An 18,265-nucleotide genomic window follows, 5' to 3' on the forward strand; every position below is an offset into this window, starting at 1 on the left:
GAGCATGCATTATCCTGAATTTATTCTATAAGATGATATTAATAAAAATTAATCTCAATAAAAGAGGTAATTACCCTAGGTTTGAAAGGTCGTTTTTTGAAAAATACAGAAAGAAAAGCAGATGTATACTATACTATACTATACTATACTATACTATACTATACTATACTATACTATACTATACTATACTATAAGGATAGGGAAGCGTGGAGAGAAAAGACAGTAAGATAGTAAGCCTCTGAAAAATCCATGTGGTTTAAACATTTGATCCTGAACAAGGAATTTTATTTTTAAAAAACAAGCAAATCTTGTATTTACCGTATTTTTACGGAATTTGTTAGAATTTATTCTATCTAATATTAATAAATTACTATTTTTAGGATAAAATTATTGTAAAAATATTTTTTCAAACTTATGAGATATATTATCTTTACAAGTCATAATCAGAGGAAACACTATGTATGAGAATAATATTGTAGATATGCATTACAATAAGCTGCAGACAGATTTTAAAGCTGAAGCTGTGGCGGTTAACCTATTGAAGTACCATCGTGCGGTAAGCAATATATTCATCGAGCGTGTCGGAGTGAATGACCGTGCCTACCTGAAGGATATAAAAAGTATCTCAAGCAGTTATTTAGGATTTGATGAGGAAGTATTTACCATAGAGAGTTATAGGGAAGGCATTTATGACTACCTTCCGGAAGGATTGTTCCATCCGCCATCTCTTGGAGCTTCCAGAAAGAATGTAGATACTGTGGTAAGGGAAATCCGGAAACAGAAAAGGGTAGAAGATGACGCCCGTAAGTTTTTCCGTCCTTTTGAACTGGAAGTCTTTTTTACGGAGATCAGCGCTTTGCTTAAGGAGTCTGAATTTGATATGGCAAGCAATACAGATTCTTTACTGGAAACAATGAGTGAGCTTTGGCCTCTGGTAAAAATGCTGGATAAGCAGAGTGCGTATGTCTTCATGCATATTTTACCTTTTTTCCATCAGATCAGAGGAGATAAAAAATGGTTTGAAAGATGTATGACCGCTTTTCTGCAGGTGCCGGTAAAAGTAAGTTTTTCACCCAATATTATCGATCAGATTGAGAAAAATAATGATTCGATGTTATTGGGCAATTCAAGATTAGGGGTAACCTATATCCCAAGTGGTCCGCATATGGACGGGCAGCGAAACTGGGTGGTAAACATTGGTCCTATTCCTTATGGAGATATGAAAAAGTATATTCCGGGAAGTCCGTTCAGAAATGTGCTTCAGGCATTATATGATTATTTTCTTCCGGTAACAGTGGATGTGGAAGAGAATTTTGTCACAGAAAAAGAGGAATATTCATTCAGCCTTGAGGATGATGAAAGAAACGCCAGCCGCCTTGGATACTCTACCTTCCTCTAATTTATTTTATTATATTTACAGCTACCAACAAAGTATAAATTCGAAAAGAAAAAAATGGAAATTTCTTCAGTAAAAGGTATTTTTCTAAGGTATATCTTAATGCCTTTAATCGCAATTATTATGATGGTTATACTCGGTGTAATCAGGAGAAATAAGCCTGCGATCAAAATTAAAGTAATTATTGTATACGTACTTCTGTGCAGTTTATGTCTGGCAATCCCGGGTGTATTTGGATTTGCCGGAAATCTTTTTAATCCGTACTGGTATCTGATAGCACAGGTTATTTACCTTATTTTTGGGATTATTCATGTGAATTTATTACACAAATATTTCAAAAAACACATCGAATCTCTTTCAATGAGCATTCTGTTTGAATCTATACTTTCTTTGACGTGTATTGTATTAGGTGGGTATCTTTTCACTCTGATCTTTAACTGGATGAGCAAAGGGACAGGATATTCAGTAATGGCAGCAACAAGTATGGTGATCTTTGTGGTTCCTATGGTATTTTATTACTGCTATATCCAGTTTATCAGTATTCCATTTGATATTTATAAAACATGGAGGTATTCTCCGGATCAGAAGCTGCCAGATTTTGAAGGAGCAGATTTTGATAGATTAATGGTATTGAATGTTGAATTAAGCAAAAAATTAGAAGACACCAACCGTTTCAGAATTAAAGCTAAAACACTTCCGACTGGAGTTACTTTCGGAGATTGGTTTTACAGAGTAGTGGATGATTACAACCACAAAAATCCGGGATCTGTTATTCATCTTTCTGACGAAGGAAATGAGCCTTATTACTGGATCTTTTACACTAAAAAATCATTTTTCAGTTTCAGAAAATATATAGATTTCGACCAGGACATTACTTCAAACAGCATTTCTGAAAATGAAGTGGTGATTTGTAAGAGAGTTATTCAGCATGAAGAGGAGGGAGTCGCAAAAAAATCATAAACACAAAATTTAAAAAGTATTAACATGATACAACCTATTAAACATTTTGCAATCAATTGGGTGGATGGGATGAAAGTTTCCCAGAGACACCTTAATGATCAGGATAATTTCTTAATTGATACCATCAGAGATTCCAATTCCCTTGGAATTACTACATATAACTATGGGCTACTGCCTATTTCCACTGAATTTACAGACCGTACCATTTTTGATGTTCACAATACAGCAACCAACGATGTGCAGTTGGTCATTAAGCGTTGTAGCGCTGTTACCATGGCGGGATATCGTATTGAGCTGACGGACAGAAGAATCAGCGTAAAATCATTGGCGAAATCCATGAACGAAGAGCAGGCAGATGGTGAATATTATATTTTAATCTCTGTAAATCCTTTTGATAAAGTACCTTTTGGTGATATTGATCCTGAAGAAATTCCGCCTCGTCACCCAAGTGCACAGCCGAATCATCATATTGAACTTCTACCTGTCACTTCTTTGAACAGCAGCTACTCAGGAGGAAATTATCTAATTATCGGTAAAGTAGATTTAAAAGGGAATATTGCTCAGGTAGATTCCAACTTTATTCCGCCTTGTGCTTCCGTTCAGAGTCATCCGGCTTTAGTAGAGTATTATAGCAACTTTGCAAAATCTATAGGAAATCTTCAGCAGTATGCTTTTAAAATTATTCAGAAAGCATCTCATAAAAATCAAAATACAGCACTGGCACAGAATGTTAAATTCCTGTGTACGACCATGGTAAATACCTTTGGTGATATGTATTTTCAGTTCAGAAATGTTACTCCTTGGCAGCCGCCTGTATTTTTGATTGAGTCTTTTGCGAGACTGGCGCTTCATTTATACAACTCAACACAGCTTCTTATTCCGGCTGAACTGGAAGAAATGCTGAACTATAGCCTGGAGTGGAGTGAAATTGCTCCTCATACTTTATTGAACCAGCTTTCTATTGTTGCAGAGACCAATTATGATCATCATAACTGTGGTGAACCATTGCTTTACATTCAACAGATGTTGAGAAGCCTTGAAACGATTTTCTCTAAATTGAGCGAACTTGATTATATCGGTCAGAGAAAAGAAAACATTATCGTTAATGAGCAGGAAGTTTCAACGAACACGAATCCAAAAAGAGGTTGGAGTGTTTTAGATTAATAACATTGAAATAAATACAAGTCCCGGATGAAAATTCGGGATTTTTATTAATCGTAACAAACAAGATTTAAAGTACATTTGCTTTTACAGATTTATAGATAATGAATTTAGATTTAATAAGACAAGACACCCCGGGGTGTTCGGATAAGATATTCTTAAACAGTGCAGGATCTTCATTAATGCCTAAAACTGTGGTAGACACTATTGTGAACTATTTATATGAAGAACAACAGGTTGGAGGCTATACCGCAGCCGATAGAAACTCGGAACAAATCCATCAGTTTTATGAAGAAGCTGCAAAACTGATCAATGCCAAACCTTCCAATATCGCTTTTATGAGCAGTTCTACGGATGGGTATGCAAAGGCTTTGTCCAGTATCAATTTTAAAGATGGTGACTGTATCATTACAACCAATGACGATTATGTTTCCAATCAGATTGCTTTTATTTCTTTACAGAAAAGATATCATATTGACATTGTCAGAGTTGCCAATCTGCCGGATCATGAGCTGGATCTTGAAGATATGGAAAGACTGATTAAAAAACACAACCCAAAGTTAATTGCAGTAACCCATATTCCTACCAATTCCGGTTTGATTCAAAATGTAGAAGGTGTAGGAAAACTTTGCAGGCAATACAATATTCTTTATCTCGTGGATGCCTGCCAGTCTGTAGGTCAGATGGTGGTGGATGTGGCGGAAATCAACTGTGATTTCTTAACAGCAACAGGAAGAAAGTTTATGAGAGGACCAAGAGGAACAGGGTTTTTATATGTTTCAGAAAGAGTCTTAATAAGTGATTTAGCTCCCTTGTTTCTGGATAATAATGGAGCCGTCTGGACAGCATTTGACAACTACCAGTTAGACGACACCGCCAAAAGATTTGAACTTTTTGAAAGACCTAATGCTGCATGGCTTGGATTTATAGAGGCTTTGAAGTACGCCAATACGATTGGAATGATGCATATCCAAAATTACAACCGTGAACTGGCCGAAAAGTTGAGAATGAACCTGCAGAATAGCGGTTTCAGGATTTTGGATAAAGGAAATAGATTAGGCAGTATTGTCACTTTTTGTCAACAGGATAATAAAATTGAAAAAATTCATAAAGTGCTGAAGGAAAATAATGTATTTTTCACGGTCAGTAATAAAAGCAATGCATTAATTGATTTTACATCAAAAAATGTAGATCAGGCTATCCGCTTATCACCTCATTATTTCAATACCATGGAAGAAATTGAAAAAGTATCCCGGCTTTTGGAAAATATTCATCGTTAAAAATAACGTCTTAAATGATTATAAGAAAGCCCCGGCAGATGCCGGGGCTTTTCAATTTTATTTTTGTTCAAAAGATCAAGAGTATGTTCTACATGCCCGCCGCCTTTCCATTCATCATGTCCCGGAATAATCAGGGTAGCCTGGGAATACTTAGACTTCAGTTTCTCCATCGTTTTTGGCCATTGTGCAACGTTAGCTTCTCCAGTGTAGCCCAGATCTACTGCGGCTTTGCTTTTTACAAGACATCCGCCATCTAATATTTTATATTTTGGAAACCATACCACTACATTATCAGCAGTATGCCCTTCACCAAGAAAATCTACGGTAAATTCTTCTCCACCAATACGGTAAGGTTTTCCAGTTTTTATAAGTTCTGTAGACGTAGCTTTTCCATCTTTCTTTAGCAGTTCATTGGTTTTTGCCGTAGCATAGGTTTTAATTCCTTTTTATTATAAAAGCTTAAATCTCCAGCCCTGTCTTCATGAGAATGAGTGGCAAATACTGCAATGACAGGAAGGTTATGACGTTTTTGGATCGTATCCAGCAGACTCTGGTACTGGGTTTTCTGCCATGGAACATCAAATAAAACGACTCCTTTTTAGTAACAAGATACACCGCATTGGTAGAATATTCCTTCCCTCCGAATACGCCGAAAGTTTTGTAAATATAGAAGTTGGGTTTAATCTGGGGCTCAATAACAAAATCTCTTACCTGAGCATTTGCAAAAGGGCTTAACAACATCGAAATAATAAAAAACGGAATGCTTTTTTCATAATTTTTTTAAGTACTAATTAAATGTTTGTATTTGTCAGAAAAGACAATGCTATAGAAAGTTTTGCAAACCTAATAAAATTAAATTGTCATTTATTTTATGAAGGAGAGTTTAACCGTTTTTTAACAATTATCGAAAAGGCAGAAATAAATTCAAATTAATAATGCAACTTTGTTGCGATAATTGTTTTTTTCATTACATTTGATTTTTATTAATAACCATTTTTCAAAGTTTAAAAGACCTTAATAAAAATCTTAATGTATATGAAATTAAAATTAATGCTGTCAGTATTCCCTATTTTTATTATTTCGATGATGAATGCTCAGGATAAAGAAGTTGTGGGTAAGATACTTTTTGAAAATGGAGCCAACCCGGAAGCTGAAATAATACTCAAAGAGACTTCGGCAAAAACAACGGTCAATAAAAATGGTGATTATAAAATCAGAAATCTCACTCCTGGAAATTATCGACTTTTGGTGAAAGCTAAAGGATATGAAGACGTTGAGCAAAAAATTTATGTTGAACAAAAAAAAACGATGATTCCTGATATCTTTCTCGCTAGAAGCAGCAGCAGAATTGATGAAATAACAATAACAGGAGTTTCAAAAGAGACTTTAATTAAAGAAAATCCTGTTGCAATCCTCAGTATTTCTTCCAAACAGATTGAAAGGGCTGTCGCTACAAATATAATCAGTTCATTGGTGAAATCTGCTCCGGGATTAAGCGTTGTAGAAACGGGCCCGAATATTTCAAAGCCTTTTATCAGAGGATTAGGTTATAATAGGGTGTTGACTCTTTATGATGGTATACGTCAGGAAGGCCAGCAGTGGGGAGATGAACACGGTATAGAAGTCGCTCCGTATATCATTGATCATGCAGAAGTAATAAAAGGGCCAGCCAGTTTAATGTTTGGCTCTGATGCATTGGCTGGAGTAGTAAGTCTTTTTCCCTATATGCCTGTTCAGAATGATGGTCTTGTGCATGGGAAAATAATTGGTGAATATCAGGGAAATAATAACCTTATTGGAAACGGGATGATATTGGGCTACAAAAAAAACTCTTTTATAGCTTCGTTAAATGCTTCTTACAGAATGGCAAAAATTACAGAAATGCTATAGACGGCAGAGTATATAATACCAATTTTGAAGAAAAAAACTTTTCTTTCCTTTTGGGGCGCAAAACAAGCAATAGCTTTTCAAAAATCAATTTCACACTATACGACAATCTACAGGGAATCCCAGATGGGAGCCGTGATCCGCACACCGGAAAATTTACCTATCAGACTGGAGAAGGTGATGATGACGATGCAGAAAAAAGACCTGTTGTTTCAGAGAAAGATCTTAATTCATACACTCTTTCTCCTTTGCATCAGAGAATTCAGCATTATAGACTCTATGCGCAGCACAGTCAGCAGATTGGAAAAGGAGATCTGGATGTTCATTTTGCCTTACAACAAAATATTCGTAGAGAATACAATCATCCAACTGTACCCTCACAACCAGGGATGTATGTACGGCTTAATACCCTAAACTATGGGGTCCGTTATAATTTTCCCAAGTTTTCATCCATTGAAATCTCTGCAGGCGCTAATGGAATGATTCAAAATAATAAAAATAAATCAGCCACAGATTTTCCTATTCCCGATTACGATTTGAATGAAGGAGGTCTTTACACATATATCAAATGGAAATATAAAAGACTCAACATCAGTGGGGGAGCACGTTATGATATCCGAAACATCAGCTGGGGAAACTTCTACATCCAGACTAATCCGATAACCCAGTTTGAGGAACAGGCTGCTCAGGCATCTTCTACTACCAGACTTGGATTTGCATCCTATAACAAAACATTCGGAGGTTTATCAGCCAGCATAGGATCTGCTTTTCAATTGACAAAACAGATCAGTTTAAAAGCTAATGTAGGAAGAAGTTACAGAGCACCCAATATTACGGAGATTGGTTCGAACGGATTGGATCCCGGAGCTCATATTATTTATAAAGGCAACAGGGATTTCAATCCTGAGTTTTCACTGCAGGAAGATCTGGGAATCAGTACAAGGTTCAAAGATTTCTCGGCAGATGTAAGCTGGTTCAACAATAATATTCAGAATTATATTTATTTGTCATTACTTGTAGATGCACAGGGAAATCCTCTCGTAGATATGCAGGGAAATAAAACCTATCAATATCAGCAGGCTTCTGCTCAGCTTTATGGAATGGAAGCATGGCTGTCATTACACCCCGAAAAATGGAAAGGATTTAATTTTGAAACCAGTCTATCCCTTATTTACGGGTTCAATCGCGATAAAAAATTTAAAAATAAAGAAACCCAGGGAGAATATCTTCCTTTGATTTCTCCGTTAAAGTTGTCCGGGAACCTATCCCAGAAAATACCTGTGAGGTCAAAACTAGTTTCATCAATTACTCCCACAGCAGAAGTGGAGTTCTCAGGAATGCAGAACAGATATTTGGGATTGGATAATACAGAAACTGCAACGAATGATTATACTTTATTTAATATTGGGACATCCGTTGAACTTCATTATTCTGAAAACCATTCTGCCGTATTGCAGCTTCAGGTCAATAATGTATTTGACCGTGCTTATCAGTCGCATCTTAGCCGGTTAAAATATTTGGGAAATATTTACAATATGGGAAGAAATATCTCTTTAAAACTTATCGTTCCTTTCTAAATATAGAATATAAAAAAGGTGACCGAAGTTTTTGCGGTCACCTTTTTATATCATGTCATTGTAATTGATTACTTTTTAACCAATATTTTCTCAGTAGCTTTTTTGCTTAAAATTTCTGTTTTACCATCAATTTCTATAGCCATCGATTTATCGAAACTTTCAATTTTAATGATCTTTACTTTGGTGTTGAGTAGCAATTTCCTGTCATTAAGGTAAGTCAGGAAAGCATCATCAGAAAGAGTAACTGAAGCAAAAGTTACATTTTCACCAGCTTCGCAGCTGCTTAGTCTTTGAAGATCCTGTGAAATTATGTTTCCGTCTTTATCAGGAATAGGTTCTCCATGAGGATCAAACTTAGGATAATCCAATATTTCATCCATCTTATCAAAGAAGATTTGAGAATGTACATGCTCTAGCTGTTCTGCAATCTCATGAACGTTTTCCCAGCCAAAATTCATTTTTTTACCAGGAACATTTCGGTAAGTCTGTGCTTACGAACGACAAGAGCTGCCTCCCGTTTTCCGTTTTCCGTAACGATTAAAGGTTTGTAGGTTTCATAAATGACCCACTTCTTTTCTGCAAACTTCTTCATCATGTTATTGACACTCGGCATTTTTACATTTAAAAATTTGCTGAGCTCATTAATCGTAACCTTTCCTTCATTGTCAACTAAGTGAAACAAAGCTTTCAGGTAATTTTCTTCTGTTAGGGTTGTTCTCAAAATGTTAGATGATTTTCAGTGCAAAACTAACAAAATAATATTAAATCTATTGTGCTTATGAACCAAAATGATTGGGAAAAATTTTTAATAAAAAAATAGGATTATGAGTAAATTAATATGAATAAAATTAAAATTGGTTATAAATAAGGTTGTTATATCTGAGTTTATAGGTTTTGATATTTTTATTTATTCTGTTTTTAATGAATATTATTTTAAATAGTTGAAAATATTTATATTTTTTAATAGTATTCTTAATTAAAGTGTATGTTTTTCTTTTTATAAGATTTATTGCTTAATTACTTATCTTAACTCTCAAAAATTATAGCAATGAAATTAAAAATTACTTTTCTTTCAATCTGTGCATCTTTTTTTATGAATGCGCAGATATTGAACCCCATTGTGTCAAATAGTGATGATCTTCCCGGAACAACTTTTAAACTTAATATTGATGATTTTAAAAGAAGTATCAATGCAGATAGAAAAAAATCTGAAAAGATCAGCAATCAATCTATTGTTTTAACACTTATTGATGGTACTAAAAAAGAGTTTATTCTTTCTGAAAATAATCTTCTAAACAGGAAACTTGATCATATTGTTACTTTTGACGGATATTCAAAGGACAGAAAAGATAAGATAAAACTTACCCTGGTTGGAAATGAGATCTCTGCAATGGTAAAATCCGGTACAGGATATTATATTATTGAACCTTATAAAACTAAAAAAGGGGAATACCGTATTTACAACTCTTTTGAAATGTTTGGTGAGAAATTCATATGCGGAACGGATGAAAATGATTTCAAAGAAAGTCTGGAGGCTGTAGCCAAAGGGCTGAACGTTCAGAAGTCGGCGACAGGATTCCCTTATGGAAGCTCATTGAAAACTTTCAGAATGGCAGTGGCAACGACTGGCGAATTTACAACTGCTTTAGGAAATCAGGATGCTGCTCTTGGAGAATTGGTCGCTATGATGAACCTGATCAATCAAATATATGAATCAGAATTATCCATTTCTTTTACATTAATTGATAAAACAGTTAATAAAACCCTGATTTTTACCGATGGAACCACGGATCCTTTTACAATAGACCCATCTTTTGCTTCCGCGGCTAATTCACAATCCGGTTTTGACATTATGAATACGAACGGAACGCTGCCATACGCAGATTACGATATTGGTCATACCTTTAACATTATGCCGGGAGCCGGTGGAAGTGCCCAAGGACAGGCAGGTCCTCGTCCGTGTACGGCATCTCTTAAAGCGAGAGCCTGGAGCCAGTGGACGCTATCTATGCCAAAATCGTTATCTGCTAACCTGATCGTTCATGAAATGGGGCATCAGTTTGGGGCAGGACATACCTATAATGCGATAGGAGGAACTCCTTCAAGCCCTACATTCTGTACTTCCGGATGGAATTCTGCAGCAGCTACAGAGCCGGGTTCAGGATCTACCATTATGGCTTATAAAAATAACTGTACCACTCCTAATGATCAAACGAATACAGGAAATAACGGTTTGAATTATTTCCATGCTAAAAGTATTGATCAAATTTTAAATACACTTGCAGTATCTTCTACCTGCTATACTTCTGTGGCGGTAAATAATACACCACCTTCTGCCAATCCAGGGAATACAGCTATCAGTATTCCAAAAAATACTCCTTTTAAACTGAAAGGGATTGCAAGTGATGCTGAAGATACAAACCTTTCCTATACTTGGGATCAGGTAGACGTTGCTGTGGCTAACGATAAAGGAGCTTTTGGAAGTACTATTAACGGAAGTGGAGGTTACTCTGCAGTAAACAGTACTACAGCTCCATTGTTCAGATCTGAGCAGAGTACAACGACTACAGAACGATATTTTCCAAAAATGAAATTTGTTCTGAATAACCAGAATAATCCTCCTGTTAATGAAGCAGAAGCACTTCCTTTGGTAGCACGAACAATGAAAATGAGATTTACTGTAAGAGATAACAGTGTGATTTCAGGTGGGGCAGATTCTGATCAGGTGGTAGTGACGGTAACCAATCAAGGACCTTTAGCGGTAACATATCCTAATTCAAATGTAACAGTGAATGCTGAAACAAACATCAATGTAACATGGGATGTAAATCAGACCAACGTTCTAAAGAATACTGTAAATGTCCTTCTTTCTACGGACGGAGGAGATACTTTCCCTTATGTACTTGCTTCCAATGTTCCTAATAATGGAACTGCTGCTGTAGCTTTGCCATTTGTTCCTTATACAAGTAAAGCAAGAATTAAGGTGACTGCAGTAATCAATGATTATGCAGAATTTTTTGATGTTTCCGATACTAATTTTATTATCAGCTCAAACTGTAATGCTTTCCAAACCATTATGGTAGAAAATCCGAAGGTGATAACAGCAATACAGGGAAGCTCACAATCTAATCTTAATCTGTTGCCACAAACGCCATCTAATGATACCTACAATTCTAAAACATTGACTTTCGATGCTGCGAATATGAGCTCAAATAGCTGGTATATATTTAATCAGGCACAAACAGCTCCTTATCTGCTTAATGCAAGCTCAAGTATGCTGCCTTTAAAATTCAAAGCAACGGAAACCGGAAGTTATACATTAAGCTATCCTTCTCCAAGTGGAGTAGCTATCACTTTATATAAAGGAACTCAGACAGGAACGGCTAATTTCCTGACTTCGAATGCAGTATATTCAGGAACTGGTACCAGCTTTACTTATTACAGAACATTCACTGTTAATTTGGAAAAGGGTGCAGAGTATTTCATGACTTCAAGAAATCTGAGCAGCACTCCAGCAGGATCAAGTGTTGTGGTTAGCATTAACGGGCCTGGGCAATTCTATGATACTGTAAGTCTACCTGCAGGCGTTAGTTTCACTTATGCAGCTATTAATACAACAACCAATACAATCATTGCAACAAGTTCAACAGGTAACTTTACGACTTTACCTGTAGGAACATATACGGTACAGGGTATTTCGTTTACAGGAGCGGAAAGTGCCTTGGTTAATAAAACGATTGCGGAACTTAATCAGGCAAAAGTTTGTTATCAATTAAGCAGAAACAATATTACTTTAAATATTACTTCTGTATTAAGTACCAAAGAGCTTTCTAAAAAAACAATTGGTTTAGTTCCGAATCCGGTAAAAGATTTTCTTCAGGTATACAGTGATGAGAAGATCACTCATTATGAAATTTATGATATCTCAGGAAGATTAATGGAGAGTAATACGTTGAATAATTCAGTAATCAACTTTACTAAATTTGAAACCGGTGTTTATATGTTAAAATTATTGAATAATAAAACACTGATTCATCAATCAAAAGTTATCAAAAAATAATCGATACTATATATTTAAAGGGAGCTATATCATTATAGCTCCTTTTTTGTATAGAATTTGTATAAGTATCAATACAATACCATCCAGATGAAAAACATTATATTATTTCTGCTTTTTACACTGTTCTGTAATGTATCGGGGCAATCCGGAAGCTTTACATTTAATTTTAATCCTAAAAATTTATAAAGGAAAATAAACTGAATAAGGGAGGAGGAAAAGAGATTGTTTTTAATTTATATGATATCAATGGTAAGGAGACAAAATATATAACGGCAGATAGAACATCCGATGCATTGAGAAAAGAGGAAATATACAGTTTTAAAGGGAAATCCGAAGATGGCACCAAGCTTATTACTTTGACCATCGCCTCCGGAAATTTAACAGGAGCTTATATGGAGAATGGAATATCTTATTTTATTGAGCCGCTGGAAAAAAAATGTAAAAAGAAATATAAAATATATATGAATCCCGAAAAAGGGTTCCAGGTTGGGCAGCCTAATGATGTTGTCAAATAAACTCAATATGTACAGACATTGAATTTTTAAAAATATTTAGCTTTTTCATAGGACCAATTTTCTTTTATTTTTTAATTTTACTCTATGAAATTTTCATTCAAAAATGATTATTCTGAAGGATGCCACCCAAATATCTTACAGGCTCTTTTACAGTATAATCTTGAACAGCAGGCTGGCTATGGAGAAGATGAGTATTCATTAAGAGCTAAAACATTAATTAAAGAAAAAATCAACAACCCGGATTCGGAAGTTTTTTTAGTTTCAGGAGGAACGCAGGCCAACTTAATTGTTATTTCTGCGATCTTAAAACCTTATCAGTGTGTGATTTCTGCCGCTCCCGGACATATTCTAAATAATGAGACCGGAGCTATTGAAGCTACAGGTCACAAAGTACTGAGCATTGAAACAGCAGACGGGAAAATAAGACCATCAGATATTATCCCTGTTTTAGAGGGGCATAGTAATGTACCGCATCAGGTAATGCCTAAACTGGTGTATATTTCCAATTCTACAGAGCTTGGAACAATCTATCAGGCGAAAGAACTGGAAGAGCTTTCGGCATTTTGTAAGCAGAATAAACTGTATCTGTTTATGGATGGAGCAAGGCTGGGACATGGTCTGACAGCGGACATCAGCGATCTTACGTTAGAAAAAGTAGCTGCTCTTACTGATATTTTCTATCTTGGAGGAACCAAAAACGGAGCTTTAATAGGAGAGGCAATCGTGATTAATAATCCTGTTCTTCAGGAAGATTTTGCTTTTAATATCAAACAGAAAGGAGCATTGCTGGCAAAAGGAAGACTGTTGGGAATTCAGTTTTTGGAACTGATGAAAGATGATCTGTATTTTGATCTGGCAAGACATGCCAATCAGCAGGCGATGAAGATTAAAAATGCTTTGCAGAAAAAAGGAGCTGCATTTCTTTCTGATACGTATACCAACCAGATTTTTCCTATCCTGAATAACCATCTTATTGAGGTGTTATCTGAAAATTTTGAATTCTATGTATGGAAGAAGGTAGATGAAGATTCTTCTGCGATTCGTCTTATTACTTCATGGAGTACCGGGGATGAAGCTGTGAATCGTTTCATTGAAATTATTGAACAGAATTAACATAAAATAAAACAGCCTTGAAATAAGGCTGTTTTTTGTTTATAATGGATTATTTTAAAGCTTTGTTGACTGCTTTACAATCTGCAGTACTCAGCTTTTGACCGTCTTTATAGCTCACCTTTTTGTCGTCAGCATATTTAGACTGTCCGTCTTCCTCTTTATGATCACCAATTCCTTCCGTTAACGTATTATCTTTCTGAAGGAAGTAAATATCTGTTTTACTTTTTTACCTTCAGAAGTGAATTCATAAGTAAGCTTCAGGGTATCTCCGGATTTGAAACCGGTTACGTCTCCTTTTGAGCTGTCTTTTTCACTGTTTTTATAAGATAATTTTCCGGTGATTGTTCCTAAGTTGTCATCAATAGAAACAAAAACACTGTCTTTTCCTGTAGCTCCGATATAACAGAACGATTTTGGTCCAAGAGTATCTATTACAGGCTCAGCAACAGCAATCGTGTCCGCTTCTACTTTGGGAGCCGGAGTTTCAGTTTTCTTATTACAGTTAATTAAAAAAGCTGATACAGCGCCCAATAAGATTAATTTTTTCATATCCTTAATTGTTAAAATCAAATTTTTACCTTCCAAAAATAACAATACTATTTATATATTAAAGAATATTGTTGATAAATAAGAATAATTTTCAGTAGTCTTAAAAATGACAAATGCTTTTAGGCATGATAAATGATTTACCTTTTAAAATTGATTTTAATGAAAAAGATTACTAAAGTACTGGGATTGGGATTATTTATTTTAGGGTTACAATTTGTGACGGCACAGGCTCCTCAAAATTACATTTATACTTCCTCGGGAGACCTTCATGATATTGAAAAGATGATTATGAGGAAAGATATTGGTGGAGTACAGATTGTATATAACTGGAGGGCTTTGGAAACATCAAAAGATGTGTATGATTTTTCTGTTATTGAAAAAGATCTGGATTATTTAACTTCCGTAAATAGAAAACTATTTATCCAGCTTCAGGACAGGTTTTTTGAGCCACAGGCAAGATATATTCCTGATTATGTTTTGAATGATAAAGAGTATACCGGAGGATTGGTTCCTCAATATGATAATCCAGGTGAGAATAAACCTGTTGGAAGCGGTTGGGTGACTCAGCAGTGGAATCCCGCTGTCCGTGAAAGATTTCAGAAGCTGATAGGAGAGCTGGCAAAGAAATTTGACGGAAAAATTCAGGGGATTAATCTTCCGGAAACATCAATAGATATAGAAATGAAAGCAGATAAAACCGGTTTTAGCTGTGATCGTTATTTTCAAGCTGAATTGGAAAATCTAAAATTTGCGAGAAGTGCTTTCCATAATTCTTACGTTTTGCAATATGTTAATTTTTTTCCGTGTGAATGGGATAATGATCACCAGTATATGTCCAGACTGTTTGATTTCGCCTATAAAAATAATATAGGGCTTGGAGGGCCTGATATTGTTCCGAATAAAAAAGCGCAGATGAAAAACTCTTATCCTTTTTTCAATCAATACAAAGGAAAGCTTCCTCTGGTAGCAATGGCTGTTCAGGAGCCGACTCTTACGTATAAAAATCCTAAAACTAAAAAACCTTTTACCAAAGAAGAGTTTGTAGAATACGCGGAAAATTATCTTGGTGTGAAAATTATATTTTGGAGTGTGGAATCTCCTTGGTTGAAAGATTCCTAATTTTTACTGGAAATGAGTTTTTTTTTTAACCACAAAAGTCACAAAAGATTTTTAACACTTTAGTTCTTTTAAGTTTCCTACTTTGCGTATATGAAGTACACTTAAGTTTTTTTGAAAATCTTTGATTTTCTTCTAGAGAGAACTTATTTATGCAGGCCGATATTAAACTTTCTAAAGTGTACTAAAGTGTTTTAAAATCACAATGTTTATATTCTATTTTAACTACAAAAGTCACAAAAGGTTTTTAACACTTTAGTTATTTTTAAGTTTCCAGCTTTGTGTATATGAAGTACACCTAAGTTTTGAAAATCTTTGATTTTCTTCTGAAGTGAACTTATTTATGCAGGCTGATATTAAACTTTCTAAAGTGTACTAAAGTGTTTTAAAATCACAATGTTTATATTCTATTTTAACCACAAAAGTCACAAAAGGTTTTTAACACTTTAGTTATTTTAAGTTTCCAGCTTTGTGTATATGAAGTACACTTAAGTTTTTTTGAAAATCTTTGATTTTCTACTAAAGTGAACTTATTTATGCAGGCCGATATTAAACTTTCTAAAGTGTACTAAAGTGTTTTAAAATCACAATGTTTAGATTCTATTTTAACTACAAAAGTCACAAAATATTTTTAACACTTTAGTTATTTTAAGTTTCCAGCTTTGTGTATATGAAGTATACCTAAGTTTTTGAAAATCACTGTTTTTTTTGCACACTTTCACACCCTAATACTCTCATACTCTCAAAACTCTCAAACCCAATCTACACTCTCAAACTTCCCCTAAACCCTCTCGCTGCATAATAAGAATCTGCGCCATTGTGATACGTAAACACGGTGTTGTATCTTCTGTCACAGAAAAGGGCACCTCCAAGTTCCCGAATTTGCTGAGGTGTCTTGATCCAGCTTGAGGTTTTAAGATCAAATTTTCCCAGTTCCTGAAAATGGCGGTATTGTTCTTGTGTCAAAAGTTCGATGCCCATTTCAGAAGCGGTATCAATGACATTGCTTTCGGGTTTGTTCGCTTTTTTGGCATCCCAGGCTGGGTAATCATAGCAGAGACTCCGGCGTTTTGGGCTTTCTGGTGAACAGTCAATGAAGGAGTATTCGTCTGTTTTTTTATTGTAATCTACAACGTCGGGTTCGCCTTCTGTAGTTTCCATTTCGTTTAAAGACCATAGTTTTTCAGGGCTGGCTTCCAGTTTTTGCTGGATTTTCTCCCATTTCAGGTCTTTATGACGGTTCATATTTTTTTCAAAACGGGCTTTTAGTGTTTTTAAAAGTTCGTTCATTTGTTCCTGGGCTAGTTTCTTTTTCATATCAAATTTTGTTTTATAGTTTGTTGTGTTGTGTTGTGTTGTGTTGTGTTGTGTTGTTGGAAATCGCAAAGGCGCAAGTTTTGCTGATGAGGTTTTGTTTAAGGCGCAAGTATTTTATCGAAGATAAAATTTCTGACTCTTTATCTTTAAAATTATTCTGAAATTATTTTATTGGGTTTAAATGTTTTTTAGAGAAACGGAAGCTTTTGTGATTTTATAAAAAGTTTAAACAAATTTTAATATTAAAATTATTACTCAATAATAGTGATTTTTCTGTCTGCAGGTCTGAAATACCAGGAAATAAGAACCAGGACCAATAATAATACTGCCGGAAGAGTTCTGCCAGCCGGATCGCCAACAATAAGATGGGAAATAACAGCTCCTGACATGACGAAGAAAAAGCCGGCATAAGCCCATTCTTTCAACAGCAAGCGTTTCGGAATCAATATAGCTATAACGCCCAGGATTTTCCATACTCCAATGATAGTCATCAGGTAAGCCGGATAACCCAAATTGGTGAAATTGGCCAGTTCATCTTTATTTTTCATCAGTTGGACAATAGCGGTGGAAACCATTCCCAGAGCCATCCAAAGGGTAAATATCCAGTAAATAATCTTCGTTCTTTTTTGTGATTGTTGTGGTGTGTTCATGATCTGTTTTTTTATAGTTAGTCGTTTAATCCTATTCCGTCCATTATTTGTGGAATGCATTTTTCAATGCGGGCTTCACGGGTTTTGGACTGTTTTGCGGAGGAAAAATGGAGTAGATAGGCTCTTTGTCTTCCCGGAGTTAATGCTTTGAAAGCTTCCTGCAGTGCCGGATTCTGATCCAGTTTATTTTGAAACTCTTCAGCCATTTCAAACTCTTTTGTTTTCTTCAATTCAACTTTAGCGCCTGATTCTTCAATTTCAACAGCTTGAAACATATAAGATCGAAGAACTTCTTCCAGATCGTTGATTTGCTCTACATCAGTAAAACGAACCTGTCTTGCAGCCTGTACATTTTCAGATTGCTGAATCAAAATCTGGTCAGGATCTTTCATCAAAGCTCCTTTAAAGAAAAGAATTGCACAATATTCTTTAAAACCGTGGATCAGGAAAATATTTTTCCCTTCATAGGTATAACAGGGGCATCCCCATTTTAAGTCTTCTGCAAGCTCAGTGCTTAAAGCAATTGTTCTTAATTTTTCAAATTCTTTTTGCCATTGCTTGGCGTCATTAAAGAAAAAATCAACTTTTGTATTCATGTGTTTTATTTTTGAGGGTTTCTTGAGTATTAGAGTATTAGAGTAAGAGAGTTTGAGAGCATTAGGGTGGGAGAGTATTGTGTTTTGG

14 protein-coding genes and 2 pseudogenes are annotated in these 18,265 nt (G+C 35.3%); 10 read left to right on the forward strand and 6 right to left on the reverse strand.

Features of this window, described 5'->3' with window-relative positions; genetic code table 11:
* Positions 1-457 precede the first annotated feature (457 nt).
* The 4 genes from LF886_RS12590 (at position 458) to LF886_RS12605 (ending at position 4,797) form a co-directional block, all read left to right on the forward strand.
* Entirely contained in the window at positions 458-1,399 is a 942-nt protein-coding gene (locus LF886_RS12590; RefSeq protein ID WP_236849893.1) for a type VI secretion system baseplate subunit TssG, read from the forward strand.
* Positions 1,400-1,519: 120 nt separating this feature from the next.
* Entirely contained in the window at positions 1,520-2,356 is an 837-nt protein-coding gene (locus LF886_RS12595) for a TssN family type VI secretion system protein (RefSeq protein ID WP_236849894.1), read from the forward strand.
* Between the two features lie 24 nt (positions 2,357-2,380).
* Positions 2,381-3,520: a hypothetical protein gene (locus LF886_RS12600; protein WP_124531663.1), complete on the forward strand. Its 1,140-nt coding sequence runs from the start codon at positions 2,381-2,383 to the stop codon at positions 3,518-3,520.
* 101 nt (positions 3,521-3,621) lie between these two features.
* Complete coding sequence (locus LF886_RS12605; protein ID WP_236849895.1) at positions 3,622-4,797, forward strand: aminotransferase class V-fold PLP-dependent enzyme; 1,176 nt, start codon at positions 3,622-3,624, stop codon at positions 4,795-4,797.
* Here the strand turns inward: LF886_RS12605 and blaIND are convergent.
* Positions 4,794-5,538: pseudogene (gene blaIND / locus LF886_RS12610) on the reverse strand (IND family subclass B1 metallo-beta-lactamase). The gene LF886_RS12605 and the pseudogene blaIND overlap by 4 nt on opposite strands.
* A 294-nt stretch (positions 5,539-5,832) precedes the next feature.
* Here blaIND and LF886_RS12615 point away from each other — a divergent pair.
* Both LF886_RS12615 and LF886_RS12620 read left to right on the forward strand, forming a co-directional pair.
* The gene (locus tag LF886_RS12615) at positions 5,833-6,687 is read left to right on the forward strand and encodes a TonB-dependent receptor plug domain-containing protein (RefSeq protein ID WP_236849896.1); all 855 of its coding nucleotides are present in this window, start codon (positions 5,833-5,835) and stop codon (positions 6,685-6,687) included.
* Positions 6,688-6,737: 50 nt separating this feature from the next.
* Complete coding sequence (locus tag LF886_RS12620) at positions 6,738-8,261, forward strand: TonB-dependent receptor (protein WP_236849897.1); 1,524 nt, start codon at positions 6,738-6,740, stop codon at positions 8,259-8,261.
* Between the two features lie 68 nt (positions 8,262-8,329).
* Here LF886_RS12620 and LF886_RS12625 read toward each other — a convergent pair.
* Positions 8,330-8,982: pseudogene (locus LF886_RS12625) on the reverse strand (metal-dependent transcriptional regulator).
* A 327-nt stretch (positions 8,983-9,309) separates the two neighbouring features.
* On the opposite strand from LF886_RS12625, the gene LF886_RS12630 reads away from it, so the two are divergent.
* From LF886_RS12630 to LF886_RS12640, 3 genes are all read left to right on the forward strand, one after another.
* Positions 9,310-12,321 (forward strand): zinc-dependent metalloprotease, encoded by a 3,012-nt coding sequence (locus LF886_RS12630; RefSeq protein WP_236849898.1) that lies wholly within the window; start codon positions 9,310-9,312, stop codon positions 12,319-12,321.
* A 293-nt stretch (positions 12,322-12,614) separates the two neighbouring features.
* Complete coding sequence (locus LF886_RS12635; protein ID WP_236849899.1) at positions 12,615-12,836, forward strand: hypothetical protein; 222 nt, start codon at positions 12,615-12,617, stop codon at positions 12,834-12,836.
* Positions 12,837-12,920: 84 nt separating this feature from the next.
* The gene (locus LF886_RS12640) at positions 12,921-13,949 is read left to right on the forward strand and encodes a threonine aldolase family protein (RefSeq protein WP_236849900.1); all 1,029 of its coding nucleotides are present in this window, start codon (positions 12,921-12,923) and stop codon (positions 13,947-13,949) included.
* A gap of 180 nt (positions 13,950-14,129) precedes the next feature.
* On the opposite strand, the gene LF886_RS12645 is transcribed toward LF886_RS12640, so the two are convergent.
* Positions 14,130-14,498 carry a hypothetical protein gene (locus LF886_RS12645; RefSeq protein ID WP_236849901.1) on the reverse strand — a complete coding sequence of 123 codons (369 nt, stop codon included), beginning with the start codon at positions 14,496-14,498 and terminating at the stop codon, positions 14,130-14,132.
* Positions 14,499-14,657: 159 nt separating this feature from the next.
* On the opposite strand from LF886_RS12645, the gene LF886_RS12650 reads away from it, so the two are divergent.
* Positions 14,658-15,617, forward strand: coding sequence for a hypothetical protein (locus tag LF886_RS12650; protein WP_236849902.1), 960 nt, complete (start codon positions 14,658-14,660; stop codon positions 15,615-15,617).
* 759 nt (positions 15,618-16,376) lie between these two features.
* Here the strand turns inward: LF886_RS12650 and LF886_RS12655 are convergent.
* The 3 genes from LF886_RS12655 to LF886_RS12665 form a co-directional block, all read right to left on the reverse strand.
* Complete coding sequence (locus LF886_RS12655) at positions 16,377-16,931, reverse strand: DUF4256 domain-containing protein (RefSeq protein ID WP_236849903.1); 555 nt, start codon at positions 16,929-16,931, stop codon at positions 16,377-16,379.
* A gap of 251 nt (positions 16,932-17,182) precedes the next feature.
* Positions 17,183-17,581 (reverse strand): DoxX family protein, encoded by a 399-nt coding sequence (locus LF886_RS12660; RefSeq protein WP_236849904.1) that lies wholly within the window; start codon positions 17,579-17,581, stop codon positions 17,183-17,185.
* A gap of 17 nt (positions 17,582-17,598) precedes the next feature.
* A complete protein-coding gene (locus LF886_RS12665) occupies positions 17,599-18,177 on the reverse strand; it encodes a YdeI/OmpD-associated family protein (RefSeq protein ID WP_152288843.1) in 579 nt (192 codons plus the stop codon).
* Positions 18,178-18,265 lie beyond the last annotated feature (88 nt).

The sequence above is a fragment of the Chryseobacterium sp. MEBOG07 genome (genome assembly GCF_021869745.1).
In the GTDB taxonomy this organism is placed as follows: domain Bacteria; phylum Bacteroidota; class Bacteroidia; order Flavobacteriales; family Weeksellaceae; genus Chryseobacterium; species Chryseobacterium viscerum.